The organism is Paenibacillus sp. CF384 (genome assembly GCF_900106745.1).
Classification (GTDB): Bacteria; Bacillota; Bacilli; order Paenibacillales; family Paenibacillaceae; genus Paenibacillus_Z.
This window is the reverse complement of sequence record NZ_FNNV01000016.1, coordinates 148,310-164,482: the sequence shown is the minus strand read 5'-3', so window position 1 is coordinate 164,482 and position 16,173 is coordinate 148,310. Positions and strand designations below refer to the sequence as shown.

Genomic DNA, 16,173 nt, shown 5'->3' with positions numbered 1-16,173 from the left:
CCCTTCTCTCCTCGTATTGTTCCGGTTCGAGTTACTGCTCTCCGCGGTTTACAGCAGCATCATCCAGTATTAAGACCCAGTCCTCGCCAATTCCCGAAGTGGGCGGCACGAACGCTCTTAGGCCATGGTTCGGAATCTCCTGATCATGTGCGCTCGCGCTCAGCGTCTCGCCTGTACGCGGATCGTACCAATAGGCGCGAACCCGGTCGCCTGTTATACGTCCCATATTCACTTCGAAAGGCTGCCCGGTCGCGCTATAAACATACAAATAACCGCACCCTCTTGCCGCCCGAATATGATTCGCCTCTTCGAGCTGATCCGTGATTAAACTTTGATCCGGCACCAGCTCCAGCATAGGCCGAGACTCGAAGAGCGCCCGCACATGCTTCATCTGGTCGGCGCCCGGGCGGCTCAAAGCCTCCTGCCAATGAAGTTTCGCTCCGCTATAAGCGGTACGCCCGGGCTCATAGAATTGCCACACGCTCGTATGGCCGTACACATGGCCGAAGGCGCCCGCCAAGACCGCCCAGTATGCGGCCTGCCGAACGTCGTAGTCGAGGAAGAAACCAAGCTCCTCGTTCCAATTCACGGAGTGATCCTCATAACGGGGTTCCCCATCGATCGTCGGCTTGGGCGGATAAATATGATAGTCCTTCGCGATTAGGTTGTAGTTTGCCAGATGCCGTCCGAAATGTCCGGATTGATGCGTGTGATAATCACACCAGTCGTCGTGATGGAACCAGATCGAGGAGGAGAAGCCGCCCATCGGATGGTACGTAATCAGATGATTGCCCGCATCGCCTTCGCGCAATCCGCCTGCCATCGCCCGCCATACCGCTATTCGCTCATCCGGATTCCGGTCGCCGCCGAGAATCCAAACGATATTCGGCTTGTCCTTGTACCTCGCACCGACATACCGACCAAATTCGCGCGCGTTGTCCACGTTGAAGATCTCCGGCCCCCTGGCAAAAGGATTGCCCAGCAGCACTTTGTCCCCCCAAGTCGGCACGATGCCAACCATGAGATCGAGCGATGCCGCATACTCGACGACATAGTCGATATGCTTCCAATAATCGTAGCGATCCGCGATTTCCGCGGGACGCGACGGATCGAAGCTGCCTGCTTCATTCTGCAGCAGCGGCACCTCGCCGTACGCGTTCTGCTCGGCCAGACCTTCAAGCTCGAAGAGAATGACCGCTTGTACGACGTTGAAGCCCTGTTCCTTACGGGTTTCCAGATACGTTGCGGTCTGCTCACGGTCCAGCCGGTGGAACAGCTCCCATGCCGTATCGGCCATATAGAAGAAAGGCGTACCGTCTTCTTTGACCAGAAAACGTTTATTCTCAGCTATCTTTAGCATCGTTCTTTTCTCCCCTTCGACTTGGTTAGCCTTGCGATTGCGGTGGCTGCGTCCGCCACTCGTTGCCCCACAGCTTCGTTCCGCCGCCGAACGCCTTGCGGTATTCGTGCCGCCAATAATGCACATCATGCAAATTGAGCATCGGCATGTTCTGCCTGCCGGCCCGATCAGGCAGCTTCGGATAAGGCTTATGCGGTTCGGATTGATACCAGTACGCAACGGTTGCCAAGTCCAACGTCAGGACGTTTCCGTGACCATGTTCCATGCTCGCGCGCAGCGATTTCTCGAAATACACCGGATCCTCCAGCATGAAGCGATAGCAGTGCGTCCGTCCGAGAAACCCGGTTTCCCCTTCATTGATCTTGGCAATGCCGAAATACGGATGCATGAACACTTCCTTCGGACACCACGCGGTATTGAAATAATCCTCCGTCCCCGTGCCATGCAGCGATCCCGGCCATTCTTCGCCGTCGATCATCCACATATCGTCGCCTTCCCCGTACCACATCGGACTCGGGTTATCGACGAAGTAATTCAGCCCGACGAAAAGACCCTTTCCTTCTATATCTGCAAACACGTAATTGCTCTTGTCATCCAAAGTCGGCTTCAGCGGTACGAGCTCAAGCAAACCCTCATTCTCGCCATCCTCCGGATCTGCTTCTGTCAGTTCGCGGCGCCAGTGCGCGTGGAATCTGCCGACGTCATCTCCAAGCTCGTCATGCTCTTCATAATCCACATAATAATAGAGAGCATCCATCGGCTTGTCCGAATCATTCTCCACCGTAATGACAGCCCCTTGACCGAACGGCATCGGAAAATAACAATTCAGCCCTCTGCCCCCTTGCGGAGCGGCAGCCAGTGGCAAAGACATAAACGGATAGGACTGGCCCCAGCCTTGTCCGAAGAAATCCCCGATCGGCGATTCCACGCTCGGCTTGGTTTCCCCATCCCAGTACATGCGCAGCACCGCATTCCGGCGAATCATAGGATCGCTCGTGCTGATGGTCATCCAGATATGGCGGATAATGCCCGACCCTTCAATCCGTGCTATTTCCCGGACCTCTCCCGCGCCGATCGGCACGGAATCCTTGTTGAAGCCCGCTCGGTCATAGCTTGATATCCGTTTTGTTCTTCTGCCGCTATGAAGCTTGTAAAGGCCATCTAGTATGGACATGATGATCGCTCCTCTATGGATAGAATAGAAATGATCCGATTTGATCATTCCGCTTACCCCAAAAAAAACTCCTATCCTCAGATGGACAGGAGTGATCAAATCTCGGCGGCTATGTAGGTTTGGCGTTCGTTTCCTATCTCGATTATAGAGCCTGCGCAAGCACGCCTACAACGTGAAATCGTTGACTCTCGTTGTCTTTCATTTACCTTTTTGCCAATCGGCGATTACATTTTTTTACGGTGGTCTTTTCGCGTGACTTCAACTAAGATAAGAGAGGTTCATGAAGCGATTCAATAATTTTTGAACAAACTTACTAGGGGAGTGGAGCAGCATGAGAAACAGAGAGATGAAACGAGCTGGCAAGTTTGTTGCAACTACATTAGCAGTAGGAATGCTCGCAGTACCATTTAGCGGGATCGTTTCCGCAGAAGCAGCAGGCGCTTCGACTTTGAAGCTTAGCATTATGGAAACAACGGACATTCACACGAACTTGATGTCCTACGATTACTACAAGGATGCTGCAGCTCCAACCGTAGGTTTAGCAAGAACGGCGAACCTGGTCAAACAAGTTCGTGAACAATCCCCGAATACGTTCTTGGTCGATAACGGTGACCTGATTCAAGGCACGCCGCTCGGTACGTACAAAGCGAAAGTCGCTCCATTGAAAGCCGGCGAAATTCACCCGGTGTACAAAGCGATGAATCTGATGAACTACGATGTAGCTACACTCGGCAATCATGAGTTCAACTACGGCCTTGATTACCTGAACCAAGCGATCAAAGGCGCTAACTTCCCTTACATCTCAGCTAACGTCTATGTAGATGATAAGGATAACAACCCTGACAATGATGTAAACAAATTCGAGCCCTACAAGCTCATTGAGAAGAAGTACAAAGACGAATCCGGCCAAGAGCAAACGCTCAAGATCGGCGTAATCGGTTTTGTGCCTCCGCAAATTATGGACTGGGACAAAGCTTCGCTTGAGGGCAATGTCATCACGAAGGACATCGTCGAAACCGCTGAGAAATTCATTCCTGTCATGAAGGCTGAAGGCGCGGATATCATTATCGCTATGGCTCACACCGGATTTAACGGCAGCGCGCAAGCACATGTGAAGGCGGAAGATGCCGTATTGCCGCTAAGTAAAGTGCCTGGCATCGATGCGATTACGTTCTCCCACACGCATAAGGTATTCCCGGCAGTGGACGAGAAATCCCTTGATGCCCTGTTCAAAGACGCTTCTGGCAAAGTATTGCCTGGCGTAGACAACGCTAAAGGTACAATCAACGGCGTTCCTGCTGTACAAGCCGGCTACGGCGGCAGCGACCTTGGCGTCATCGATCTTACGCTTGAGAAGCAAGACGGCAAGTGGAAAGTGGCGGCTTCCCAGTCTTCCACGAAATCCATCTATGACAAAGTAGCGAAGAAATCGCTCGTTGAAGAAGATCCTGCAATCGTAGCGGCTGTTAAAGCGGACCACGATGCAACAATTGCTTATGCGAACAACCCGATCGGTACGACGACTTCGCCGATTCACAGCTATTTTGCCCTAGTTCAAGATGATCCATCGGTCCAAATTGTGACGAACGCGCAGAAGTGGTATGTGGAACAATATGTGAAAGACAATTTGCCGCAATACAAAGATACGCCGATTCTGTCGGTTGGCGCTCCGTTTAAAGCAGGCCGCAACGGCGTAGAAGAGTACACTGAAATTAAGGCAGGTCCTCTTGCCATTAAGAGTGCAGGTGACCTTTACCTCTACGACAACACTATGAAGGCGATTCTGGTTAAAGGTTCTGTTGTCAAGGAATGGCTTGAAATGTCGGCAGGTAAGTTTAATCAAATCAATCCGACCGTCAAAGAAGAGCAAGCTTTGCTGAACGCCAGCTTCCCAGTATACAACTTTGACGTCATTGACGGCGTAACGTATCAAGTCGATGTTACGAAGCCGGCGAAATATAAAGTAGACGGCACGGTTAACAATGCGGATTCCAGCCGTATCATCAACCTGAAATACAAAGGCAAAGCGGTAGATCCGAACCAAGACTTTATCGTTGTAACGAACAACTACCGTGCAAGCGGCGGCGGCAACTTCCCAGGCGTTAAAGGAAGCAAATATATCATTGATTCCACCGAAGAGAACCGCCAAATCCTGATGGATTACATCACGGAAAATAAAGAAATTAACCCGTCGATCGACAACAACTGGTCCATTGCGCCAATCTTCGGCGATGTGAATGTAACGTTCGCTTCTTCACCGAAGGCAGAAGGTTATGCGAAAGCAACAAGCAACATTCGTTACTTGGACAAAACAGATGACAAAGGCTTCGGCGTCTTCTCCATCAACTTGAACAAAACGTTCCGTGACGTACCTGCTTCGCACTGGGCTTACGCATCGATTCAGCTTTTAGCGGCTAAGCAAATCGTTCAAGGTAAGAACGAAACGGACTTCGATCCGAACGCACAAGTTACGCGCGCTGAATTCGCAAGCATGCTTGTGAAAGCATTGGGTCTTAAACCAACCGCGACTGCAGCATCGTTCAAAGACGTTCCGGCTGGCAGCTGGTACGCTGACGCAGTAGCAGCAGCTTACGGCAATGGTTTGGTTAAAGGCATCAGCAGCGATCTGTTTGCTCCTGCAGCAAGCATCACACGCGAGCAAATGGCTGTCATGGCTAAGAATGCCCTGGATCTTCAAGCAGCGGAAGCTGCAACGGCAGCCGCTGTTCCTTTCACGGACAGCGACATGATCAGCACTTGGGCGAAGTCCAGCGTGGATGCCGTTACAAGCAAAGGCATTATGAATGGCCGCGGCAACAATACGTTTGTTCCGAAAGCAACATCGACGCGCGCAGAAGCAGCTAAAGTAATCGATCTGCTCATGACTAGCGCAACCAAATAATTAACGTGCAAGCCTAAGACCCGCAAGATGGACACTTGAATTCAAGTGACCTCTTGCGGGTCTTTTTTTACGTGGACAAAGGGTACCCTAATCAGGTACCTTTTTCTATTTTATATATCAATATTGACATATAGTTGAGATCGGAGCATAATACTTCGTATGCGAAATTTCGTATGCGAAGCAATTCGCAACTAGGCAGGAGGTGACCTCCATGGATGATGAACAGCGAATCCTTCAGATCTTTCATAGCTACCGCGAAGTGAATCAAGCCTTCTTCCATGTGATGAAGAAAGTCGCACAGCAGCATCAGATTACGCCGATCCAGCTCATCGTCATTCGCATCTTGAGAGAGCATCCGGAGATTAAGCTGACAGAGCTCGCCGAGAAGCTGAATCTTGGCAGCAGCACGGCTAGCGGCATTATTGATCGCATGGTGCGTGATGAGCTTGTATACCGCGAGCGGACCGAGGCAGATCGACGGGCCATGACGCTCACGCTTACCGATAAAGGACGAACGTTGTGGGAAGAATCGAACGAGACTCGTACGCTGATGTTCCAGCCTCTTCTTCAATTGTCCGAGGAGGATCAGCACCAATTTCTACGTATCCAAACCGAAATTTTAGGCATCTTAAGAAAAGTGAAAGAGGATGGTGCTATATGACCAGCATGATAAGCTCAACCCTGCGCAAAGGTCCGATTATGGCCTCGCTGCTCCTCGCAGCATTCGTAGCGTTGCTCAGCCAAACCGTATTAAATGTCGCTTTACCCAAAATGATGGAGGACCTGGGCGTAAACGAGAGCACGATTCAGTGGCTGTCCAACGGCTACATGCTCGTAAACGGCGTTCTCGTACCGATCAGCGCCTTCTTGTTCAATCGGTTCTCCACGCGCAAGCTGTTCTTGGTGGCTTCGTCATTATTCGCCGTCGGTACCATCATATGTGCCTTCTCAGGCGACTTTGGCGTATTGCTCTCCGGCCGCCTTGTGCAGGCTGTCGGCGCCGGCATCCTTATGCCGCTCATGTCCGTCGTCATTCTCACGATCTTCCCTGTAGAAGAACGCGGCAAAGCGATGGGGATGATGGGAATCGCGATGATATTTGCACCGGCTATTGGCCCAACGATGTCCGGCTGGGTCGTCGAGCATTATAACTGGCATGTCCTGTTCTACATCATCATGCCGCTAGCAATCTTGGCCGTCATTATCGGTGCCATCTTCATGAAGGATGTTATTAAGACCAGTCTTCCTAAACTCGATTCCCTTGGGGTTGTCCTATCCACCATCGGCTTCGGCGGACTCTTGTACGGCTTTAGCGACGCTGGCTCGGCCGGCTGGGGAAGCACAACCGTTATTGTCTGTCTCGCATTAGGCGGGCTATCCTTACTGCTCTTCGTCATTCGATCACTCACAGCCGAGAAGCCGCTGCTTGATCTGAATGTATTCAAATATCCGATGTTCTCCTTGACGACACTGATCAACGCGATCATCACGATGGCCATGTTCTCCGGTATGATTCTGCTTCCGATCTTCCTGCAGAACATCCGCGGCTTCTCCCCGCTGGACTCCGGTTTGCTGCTGCTTCCTGGAGCCATTCTAATGGGGATTATGTCTCCGATCACGGGGATGATCTTCGATAAAGTCGGTGCTCGCTGGCTGGCGGTTGTCGGTCTTGTCATTACGACGATTACAACCTATGAATTCAGTCATTTGACGGCGGACACCACTTATAATCACATGATGCTGATCTATACGCTGCGGATGTTCGGGATGTCGATGCTCATGATGCCCATCCAGACAGCCGGCATGAACCAGCTGCCGCGCCGCCTGAACGCTCACGGTTCGGCGATGTCGCAGACGCTTCGTAACGTCTCCGGCGCACTCGGCACCGCGATTCTGGTCACACTCATGACGAACAAATCGGCGTCTCACGCCAAGGAGCTCATCATTGCGGGCAATGTCGATACGACCGACCAAACCAAAATGGCAGAAGTCACGCAAACGGCGATGATCTACGGCATCAATCATTCCTTCATCGTTGCAACTTGGCTGACCGTGGCCGCACTCGTTCTGGCGTTCTTCATTCGCAAGGCAAAGCCGCATGAAGAGCCTGTCGCTGCACGCACGGACTTCACTGATTTTGCCGATGTAGATTAAGGAACGACAAAAGGCCGGGAATTCTCCGCTTAAGGAGATCCCGGCCTTCTTTATTGCCATTTTATGCGACGATTTGGTCTTCTTGTTCGCCGGCGCGCAGATCCTCATAGAAATGCGCCATCGACGTGCTGAAATATGGTCCTAACCAGAGGAGTCCAATCCCAAGCGTAGGCAGGCATAACAAGAACCAGCCGAAGAAGGATAAGTAGAGCACGAACAGCCTCCATTTGTGACCAGCCATCATGGCCTTACTGCGGTTAATCGCTTCAGTCGGCGCCATGCCCGGGTTATCCCCCAGGATATAATAGGACTGGGAGTAACGGAGTGCCGCGATGATACCGGGAACGATGAGCAGCAGCGTCCAAAGGAACGTAAAGATCGACATGACAACGTAAAGCACAAGCGAATCTTTATACCGCTCAAAGCCTCTAAGGACACCGGCGGTTTCCGGCACGTTCCTTCGCGCATAATCCAAGTAATGATTATAGATCCCGTACGTTAACGGAGCTTCCATGATGATACTGATGATCCACCCAATATAATTAATTTTATTGGTGACGGTACTCACGATAATCGAAATGACCACGAACAATAAGAAGTGCAGAACAGCTGGTTTCCAATTTCCGGATAAGCTTTGTCTCGCTCTGGCACGGATTTGAGGACGAGTGAGCATGTGTCGAATTTCCCCCTGCATACAATAGTGGATTGCAACCCTATCTTACCTTGCCAAGCCGGGAGTTCACAACCCTTTATTGCCGCCGTTTCGTTAGAATCACCCATTCCACAAGGACAAGATCGATGACGATTGCCGTCCAAATATTCACGTTCAGCACCTCTTCAATCATCCCCTCTCTACCTTCCGGCAGAGAAAACCCATTCAACACCCCATAGGTTAGCAGCAAAATCGGAACTGCCAAGCGCGCACACACGGCCACCAGCGTAACCCCGTAACTGCGAATCATCCACATGCGATGTTCGTCAAACTTCCGGTGTACCGCAGTCCGATATCCTTTCCAACTCGTGAACAGCCAGAGGCCGGTCAACACGAGGAAAGACACCGCTTTGGTAAAATCCTCGACATACAGAATGACCACCAGCGATAGCATTCCACTTAGAAAAACACTGCCGACGTACACACGTCCCAATTGGCGATGCACGCGGGGATATTTCCTGCGGATTTGCTGGGCGAACTGACTCCAGCCCGTCAGCAAAGCGACAAAAGCAAAGCAGATATGCGCAACAAGCGCCGGATATTGAATGGCCTTGGAGGAGATGCTCACACGGCTGTTATCCGAATTGAATGTCAAATACGGGAACATAAAGGGAATCATCACCCCAAGCGAAACAACGAGCAGAATCCACCAACGCTTATTCGTCCTCACAACTAACGCCACCTAGGTTTTCTTTTCATTGTACCTGCCCATTCTATCGAATCCGTAAAGGAATTCTAAAAAAAGACTAAACAAGAATCGCTTCTGCAGCCTAGGATGGGTTAAGCTCAAACGTCCACGGTCCGCGAATCACGACTTCCGGCCGGATGATCTTCAAGCTTACCTTCTTGCTTCCCGGCTCCATATCGAACTCCATATACGAAGCCTCCCCTGTTTGCTCATCCAGCTTGACCATGCTGCTTGTATTCAAACTGAAATTAAACAGCGATGCTGTTGCATGCTCGTCATAGTGCATATCCAGATAAATTCGGAGGCCAGTCTCCTTTACCCGTTCCACTTTCGTAATCGTGACCGGGAAACCGGCGATCTCGAAGGTCTGATTCAGATGCTCGTTTGCTGCGGTCGGTACCTTGATCTGCACCTCCTCGGTGTACGTAACGCTGATTTCGAGCAGCGTCAGGGTATAGCGTTCGCCAGCGGACTGCTTCGGCACGCCAAAGAAAAACTCGCTTGCCGGACTGCTGACACCTGGAATTTTCTCGATCTCCAGCTGCTTCCCCGTTTCATCCGTCACCTGCAGTTTCCGGCTGTCGTCATGCATGTAGACCCCATATATGCCATAATCCCTCACATAGAAATCATCAGAATGGCGAGACACCAAGGAAACTCTAGCCTTCTCGTCCATCCGGTCTGTAATCGCCGTTATGGAGACTCCGGCAGCCGTATCCGTTGCACCTAATTCCGAATAACTGGCATAGGTCGCAGCCTTCGACAGTTGAACCTCTACTTCAACAGCAGGATCAAGCGGCAGGATCAGTTTAACCGACCCGCTAAGATCCAGCTTTCCTTTATGCCAGAATCCGGAGGTCCATTGCGCTCCACCCCAACTGGCCGTAGAAGAACCAAGGGTGAACTTCATTCCCTTGTCATTCACGATCTCAATCTGCTTGAGACGCGGCACATCCGTCCCTGCCATCGTGAGATAGGTCATCTCTTCATCGGACATAAATCCCGTAATAAGGATGGTTCCTTCCCCAACCTTCACCGTAATCGGCTGCTTCATCACAAACCGCTCCATAGGAACATCTTCTTCTTTCACAATGCCGATGCCGGGCACGAATTGCAAAGCCTTCTGAATGGCTGCCCATACTCTCGAGTGATCTACAAGCGCCGCAGTCATGAGGATAACGATTATCGCTGCTGCAACTGCAATCCATCTCCGCTTCCGCGCCGGCTTCACTCTGCTGCTTATTGAGCTGCTAATGCCCTGTTGTCGTTCCACAGCAGCTTGCTCAATGCCTAACCGGCTTCGCTGCCCCAGCTCAGGAGGTATAGGTATCGTTTCCAATCGGTCTTTAATTGGATTTGAACTCACGACTATCGCCCTCCTCTACTCGCATGCGAAGCTTCTTAAGCGTCCGGTACAGCAATGTTTTCCCTGTCCCCAGTGGAATACCCATGATTTCCACCACTTCTCGAATCGTAAAATCATAATAAAATCGCAATATAATGATGTGCTTCTCCTCTGCCGTCAAGGACTCCATCAGATCCTGCAGCGACACAGACAGCGGAATATTTTCTTCGTCCTGTATAGTCGTAATGGCGTCCAAGTAGTCTGCGCTCCATTGCACTTCTTTCTTCCTTTTACGAAGCATGTCGATGGAGCAGCTGATGGCGATTTGAATGAGCCATGTTTTGAAATACTGAGGCTCCTTAATATTCGCGATCGCTTTATACGACTTATAGGCCGTTTCTTGTACAACATCAAGGGCGTCCTCCGGACTTCCCAAGTAAACATAAGCCGTTCGGTAAATATCCGCTTCATACTGCTGGAACAGCTCTATATACGCTTGCTCATCGCCTTGCTGAGCTTTCTTGACCCGTTCAATAATCCCCATCACCTGCTTCGCATTTACCTTCCTAACGATTAGACGCACGAACGGGGCATTTGGCTCTGCGACTTGAGATAAAGATTGATAACATCAAAAAAGCCGAGAACCTCCGCTAACGGAGTTCCCGGCCTTCATTCATCCGATTTGCCTCAAGCCGTACGTTCTTCTTGTTACTTTGAAATATCCTCGTAGAAGTGCCCAGCCGCCGTACTCACATAGGGGCCAAGCCAGAGGTACCCGATCCCGAGCGTAGGAATGCACAGCAATGCCCATCCGATGAAAGACAGGTAGAGTGTAAACAACCGCCATTTGTTCCCCGCCATCATCGCTTTGCTGCGATCGATCGCTTCAAGCGGCGTTATCCCTGGATTATCCCGCAGTATAAAATAAGATTGCGAGTAGCGAAGCGCCGCGATAATCCCCGGAACAATCAGCAGCAGCGCCCACAGCATCGTGAAGATCGACATGACGACGTAAACAATGAGCGACTCCTTGTAACGCTGAAATCCGCGAAAAATCGCTGTCGCCTCCGGCACCTTCCCCCTAGCGAAATCCAGATAATGATTGTAGATCCCATACGCTAATGGAGCCGTCAGCAGAATGTTGATGATCCATCCAATGAAATCGATTTTATTCGTGACCGTGCTAATGAGGCCCGAAACGACCATGTACAACAAGAAGTGAAGTACGGCCGTCTTCCAGTTGCCGGATAAGCTTTGCCTTGCTTTCACTCGAATCTCAGGACGACTCAGCATACGTCAGTTCCCTCCCGAACCAGTATCGTTTAGCTTCAAACTATACTACGTGGGGGAAATCTGATTTAGTCCAAGTCCAATGAATTGGACAAACAAACTTTAGGAAATGACGAGATTAATTCGTCGTTTCTTTCCCTGGAGCGACTTCATTTACATCCCTGCCGCCAATTGGCCTTGAGAGTAGTTCAATTAGCGAGAGTGGAGTATCCGCAATTTCAATTTGATCCCGCATCTCCGAATGATCGTCCTCCATCTCTTGCATTGATTTATACAAATTATATAGCAATCCCATTATACAGATCCTCCAACCTCGGCAAGCGCTCTGACAAATTGTCTGCCAAACTGTTTGCAGATTTCTTTCTCAGCGGGGCTCGGCCCGAATTCTATTTTTAGCCCTTCCAACACGACTTCTGAGCCCAGTTCCTTGAGTTTATCCATCAAGATGTCTACAGCAACTCCATAAGCAGAGTAAGAGGAATCACAGGAGCCGAACACGGCGGATTTGGTGCCTTGCAGCTGCAAGCCGGTCATTTGTGCATAGTAATCAAGAAACTCATCCGGCAGTTCTCCGTCCCCCCACGTATACGCGCCAAGGACAATACCATCGTAAGCCGCCAAGTCGGCAGCAGCAGCATCCATCACCATCTGAACCTTGAGCGTTCCGCCCGCCTCGCGTATGCCTTGTGCGATTGCATCCGCCATATCCTCCGTATTACCTGTCATGCTCGCATAAACCAGCAGTACATTTGCCATGCCCACAACACTCCTCTACCCTATGTCTCCATAGTCCATTGCTTGGGTATGCGTTCCTTACGTCCCGCATTTCCTCTCTCATATTAGTTGATAATGATTATCATTGTCAATTAATCTTTTGAAAATAATACCCATGACTTAATGACATTCGTCTATTTGGAGAACACTGTGCTGGGGTAAGAGGGTTTCAATTGTGCGGGGAAGCCCCATATAAAAAGCCGAAACCCCTTATAGAGAAAGGAGTTTCGGCTTTCGGGACAATATTTTAATGGTACAAGATGCTCTTGGCCATATCGGCTATGCGGTAAAGCTTGTCTTTCTCCGTAAGTGATCGCGTTAACACTCGCAAGCCAAGCAAGTTGTTGTGCAGGCTTTCGGCGAGCACTTCCGCGCTGCGCTTCGACGTAAAGTCGCCTTTCTGCTGACCCTTGCTGATAACATCGACAAGAATTTGCTCCCAATACGCGAAGCTTTCGCTCACCTTGGCTCTTGCTTCGGAATCAATGGAAGCCAGCTCAACCGCCATATTCACCATCATGCAGCCTGCAGGATTATCCTCGCTTGTGCCCTGAATCGTGTAATCGAATATGAAATCGATCGCCTGACTGGGCGTGGAGTTCGGAATGAGGGAACCAAGCCGGTTATTGGTCAATGTTTTGTACCGATCAAAGGCCCTTAGATACAGCATATGTTTATCACCGAACGTATCGTACAAGCTCCTGCGGTGAATGCCCATACGCTCAACAAGATCATTAATTGACGTTTTCTCGTAGCCCTGCTCCCAGAACAGCTTCATTGCCTTCAGCAGGACGACGTCTTCTTCGAATTCTTTCGCTCTAGCCATAAGCATACCCCTTTCCAGTCGATTTTACCATATTGAGAACAATCGGTAAAGAATCCCCTGAACAGGCGTCCTATACGCCAGGCGACTTTTATCCTTGGCGATAGACCGGAGCGCCGAACGGAGATGAGCCCGCGCCGCCGTCTACTCTGATTTCGGCACCTTGAACGTATAATGCATCATCCGAAGCCAGGAATAAGGCCACATTAGCGATTTCTTCCGGTTCACCCAAACGGTTCAGCGGAACCGATCGTGTAAGTTTGGATTCCATTTGCGCCAATCCCTCAGGCTGGCCCCAGATCGGCGTGCGTGTAGGACCTGGCGCGATTGTATTTACGCGAATGCCGCGCGGCGACAACTCGGAAACAAACACTCTAGCCATGCTGGCAACTGCAGCTTTGCTCGCCGCATAAGCCGACCATCCCGGACTTCCTGCATTGGCAAGCACTGAACCATTCAGGATTACCGAAGCGCCTTCCTTCAGGTAAGGCAATGCCGCTTGTACCGTGAAGAATACGCCTGTCACGTTCACGTTCATAACCTCTTGGAATAAAGCTACTTCCGTGCCACCCAGTGGAGTATGACCACCAATGCCGGCATTAGCGAATACGACGTCCAGTCGGCCGAATTTCTCGACTGCCGCAGCTGCTGCTTTCTCCAAGCTCTGCGGATCGGTTGTTTCGGCTTGAATGCCGAAGCTATTCGCCACGCCAAGCTCCTTCACCGCAGTGTCGAGTTTAGCTTGATCACGACCCGTGATGACGACTTTAGCTCCTTCGGCTACAAACAATTTCGCAGTTGCAAACCCAATGCCGCTGTTACCACCTGTGATGAATGCTACTTTACCGTTTAATTTACCCATTATGAATCGCTCCTTTGTTATGTGCTTATTATGCTGCATTTTTTGAGAATAATCGTTCTCAAAAGAGTAAAAAAATAAACAGTGTCGCAAACTAAAACTGAACGAACGCCTTACTCCACTTCCCTTACGGGAATGATCGTTCTATTATTACAAATAAAAAAGGAATGCATCTTTACTACTCGATTGCTTCCTTCTTGCTTACGAGATGATCTTATCATATTGAGAACGATCAGTAAAGAATTATTTTAAAACTAGCCCACTGCTGTGGACTAGTGCAATTTCTTTATGAACGTGACCAGTCATATTCCATCAAGCTCGCTGCCAGAAGCGCGCGTTCCTCGCCTAACAGCTTGCCGATCACATACAGGGACGCATCGATCCCTGCTGAAACGCCGGCTGACAGAATGATCTTCCCATTGTCCACATAACGAGCATCTTCGTGAATTTCAGCCGATTCCGGCGCTATTGCTCGAAGCTCATGCATCGCCAGGCGGTTCGTAGCCAGCTTCAACCCATCTGCAAGCTGCGCTTTCACAACAAGAAGCGCGCCTGTGCAAACGGACAGCAGCAGTTCGGCCTCTCCCGCAGTCTTACGGATCCAGTCCGTCAAGACCGCATTGTGCATTTCGGTTCTGGTGCCCGGTCCGCCGGGAATGACGAGAATGTCCGGCTTCGGACAGTTCCGAAAGCTGTAAGCCGGGTTAATGCTCAGGTTGCCAAGCGCTTGAATCGGGCCATCTTGTTCCGCCACAGTGAACACATTCAAATCTCGGCCATAGTTACTTCCGGATAGGAAAGCTTCGAATGGTCCTGCAAAATCCAACACTTCCACACGATCAAAGATCAGAATCGCTACATTTCTTGCCTGCCGCACCTGCTCCTGCTCCATTTCATCATCTCCCATGAAATAATAAAAAGTGCTCAGTCCAAAGACCAAGCACTTTCGCCCAGGCGTACGGCATATGAAATATGTGCTCCCTCGTGGTTCTCCACGTTTACGCCAGTCACACACACCGAATACTACTTTCATTTTAGTCCGAATATTCTCACAAATCAACCGCGAAGTTCACCGGCCTTCCCGCAGAGAGCCCGGGCTCGGCTGCGGATCGGCTCCGAATGATAGGAATCAGCCTCACATCTGCATAATCCGCTCCCAGACCAGCTCAGGAAATTCAATTGTTGCAGAAAATGCAACATTTAATGGAGTTACTTGCTCCAAACTCACATTTGTTGCACAAAATGCAACATTTGATCCTCCAATCAGCCTTATTAGCCTGATCCCCAGTGAGATGTTGCATAATCTGCAACATTTCACTCGACACCGCATAAACACGGCCGAAATGCTGCAATTTCTGCAACATTTTGCTTTATCGCCCCCATATGGAAGTGCCCCCCCTGAATCCTCAGCCACCGCTCCGACCATCTGATTTCATAGGACCTACATTCCCTTACTCCGTCGCCCATAAACCACTCGAATAACGAACTCGGCTGCAAGCAGCAGGAACAGAATTGCCCCATAAACGCCGACGGTGTAGCTGTGCGTGTAAGATAGGCCGAATCCTTGGTAAGCTACATAGGTAATCGCGTGAATACACAGATTCATGTAGCAGAATGCGTAGCTCCTCACCATCCAATTGCGGTGGGCGATGCGCTGTTTTCTTCTTATTTTGACAATTGCAATCAAGGTCATGGCCGACCATAGGATGCTCACTAGGTTAAACGGAACGCTGTTCAGCTTGCCCCCAGTCGCATAAGGCGCCATGTAGCCGGAAGTCAGCACCACGACAAGGATCGCGCCAAAATAAACATAGCCGATCACTCGGTGTACCCTTCGATAGTGGTTCTGCACTTTCGGTGCAAAATTAACCGCTCCCGCCACTATCGCGATGCACGCACACACCACATGCACATACATCACATTAAGCCAAACCGGCTTGTTTAACGGATGCTTCAGGTTGATTTTGTGGCTCAGAAAGTTCTCAGCCTGAGGATCCAGAATAAAATTATCGCTGATGACATAGACGATGAAGCCGATCGCAATCACCAGCATGCACCGATACAGGATGTTTGATTTCTGCATAGCTAGGTT

At 50.4% G+C, this 16,173-nt stretch carries 16 protein-coding genes and 1 riboswitch; of the genes, 3 read left to right on the top strand and 13 right to left on the bottom strand.

The features are described 5' to 3' along the window. Positions 1-31: 31 nt before the first annotated feature. A complete protein-coding gene (locus BLW29_RS23415) occupies positions 32-1,360 on the bottom strand; it encodes a glycoside hydrolase family 140 protein (RefSeq protein WP_177186789.1) in 1,329 nt (442 codons plus the stop codon). 25 nt (positions 1,361-1,385) lie between these two features. Next, complete coding sequence (locus tag BLW29_RS23410; protein WP_218147130.1) at positions 1,386-2,534, bottom strand: glycoside hydrolase family 172 protein; 1,149 nt, start codon at positions 2,532-2,534, stop codon at positions 1,386-1,388. A gap of 331 nt (positions 2,535-2,865) precedes the next feature. Here BLW29_RS23410 and BLW29_RS23405 point away from each other — a divergent pair, with 331 nt between their 5' ends. The 3 genes from BLW29_RS23405 to BLW29_RS23395 all read left to right on the top strand — a co-directional run bounded on the left by BLW29_RS23405 (position 2,866) and on the right by BLW29_RS23395 (position 7,590). Further along, complete coding sequence (locus BLW29_RS23405; RefSeq protein WP_090984121.1) at positions 2,866-5,436, top strand: bifunctional 2',3'-cyclic-nucleotide 2'-phosphodiesterase/3'-nucleotidase; 2,571 nt, start codon at positions 2,866-2,868, stop codon at positions 5,434-5,436. Positions 5,437-5,647: 211 nt separating this feature from the next. Further along, a complete protein-coding gene (locus BLW29_RS23400) occupies positions 5,648-6,097 on the top strand; it encodes a MarR family winged helix-turn-helix transcriptional regulator (protein WP_090984119.1) in 450 nt (149 codons plus the stop codon). Then, positions 6,094-7,590, top strand: coding sequence for a DHA2 family efflux MFS transporter permease subunit (locus tag BLW29_RS23395; RefSeq protein ID WP_090984117.1), 1,497 nt, complete (start codon positions 6,094-6,096; stop codon positions 7,588-7,590). Before BLW29_RS23400 ends, BLW29_RS23395 begins: the two co-directional genes overlap by 4 nt. Positions 7,591-7,651: 61 nt before the next feature. Here BLW29_RS23395 and BLW29_RS23390 read toward each other — a convergent pair whose 3' ends face one another. The 11 genes from BLW29_RS23390 to BLW29_RS23345 all read right to left on the bottom strand — a co-directional run bounded on the left by BLW29_RS23390 (position 7,652) and on the right by BLW29_RS23345 (position 16,164). Further along, the gene (locus BLW29_RS23390; protein WP_177186788.1) at positions 7,652-8,263 is read right to left on the bottom strand and encodes a DUF975 family protein; all 612 of its coding nucleotides are present in this window, start codon (positions 8,261-8,263) and stop codon (positions 7,652-7,654) included. 76 nt (positions 8,264-8,339) lie between these two features. Next, positions 8,340-8,972, bottom strand: coding sequence for a DUF2306 domain-containing protein (locus tag BLW29_RS23385; RefSeq protein ID WP_090984113.1), 633 nt, complete (start codon positions 8,970-8,972; stop codon positions 8,340-8,342). A gap of 100 nt (positions 8,973-9,072) precedes the next feature. Beyond that, positions 9,073-10,356, bottom strand: a complete 1,284-nt coding sequence (locus BLW29_RS23380) for a hypothetical protein (protein ID WP_090984111.1) — start codon at positions 10,354-10,356, stop codon at positions 9,073-9,075. After that, positions 10,337-10,879: a sigma-70 family RNA polymerase sigma factor gene (locus BLW29_RS23375; protein WP_090984109.1), complete on the bottom strand. Its 543-nt coding sequence runs from the start codon at positions 10,877-10,879 to the stop codon at positions 10,337-10,339. The genes BLW29_RS23380 and BLW29_RS23375 overlap by 20 nt, the downstream gene beginning before the upstream one ends. Positions 10,880-11,043: 164 nt before the next feature. Next, positions 11,044-11,628, bottom strand: coding sequence for a DUF975 family protein (locus BLW29_RS23370; RefSeq protein WP_090984107.1), 585 nt, complete (start codon positions 11,626-11,628; stop codon positions 11,044-11,046). A gap of 115 nt (positions 11,629-11,743) precedes the next feature. Beyond that, entirely contained in the window at positions 11,744-11,920 is a 177-nt protein-coding gene (locus BLW29_RS31525) for a hypothetical protein (protein WP_177186787.1), read from the bottom strand. Further along, complete coding sequence (locus BLW29_RS23365; protein WP_090984105.1) at positions 11,920-12,381, bottom strand: flavodoxin; 462 nt, start codon at positions 12,379-12,381, stop codon at positions 11,920-11,922. The genes BLW29_RS31525 and BLW29_RS23365 overlap by 1 nt, the downstream gene beginning before the upstream one ends. 265 nt (positions 12,382-12,646) lie before the next feature. Beyond that, positions 12,647-13,225, bottom strand: a complete 579-nt coding sequence (locus BLW29_RS23360) for a TetR/AcrR family transcriptional regulator (RefSeq protein ID WP_090984103.1) — start codon at positions 13,223-13,225, stop codon at positions 12,647-12,649. An 88-nt stretch (positions 13,226-13,313) separates the two neighbouring features. Then, the gene (locus tag BLW29_RS23355) at positions 13,314-14,084 is read right to left on the bottom strand and encodes an SDR family NAD(P)-dependent oxidoreductase (protein ID WP_090984101.1); all 771 of its coding nucleotides are present in this window, start codon (positions 14,082-14,084) and stop codon (positions 13,314-13,316) included. Positions 14,085-14,367: 283 nt separating this feature from the next. Next, the gene (locus tag BLW29_RS23350) at positions 14,368-14,973 is read right to left on the bottom strand and encodes a DJ-1/PfpI family protein (protein ID WP_177186786.1); all 606 of its coding nucleotides are present in this window, start codon (positions 14,971-14,973) and stop codon (positions 14,368-14,370) included. 49 nt (positions 14,974-15,022) lie between these two features. Next, a riboswitch (ZMP/ZTP riboswitch) is annotated at positions 15,023-15,102 on the bottom strand. 420 nt (positions 15,103-15,522) lie between these two features. Next, the gene (locus BLW29_RS23345; protein WP_090984100.1) at positions 15,523-16,164 is read right to left on the bottom strand and encodes a DUF2306 domain-containing protein; all 642 of its coding nucleotides are present in this window, start codon (positions 16,162-16,164) and stop codon (positions 15,523-15,525) included. Between the last annotated feature and the right edge of the window lie 9 nt (positions 16,165-16,173).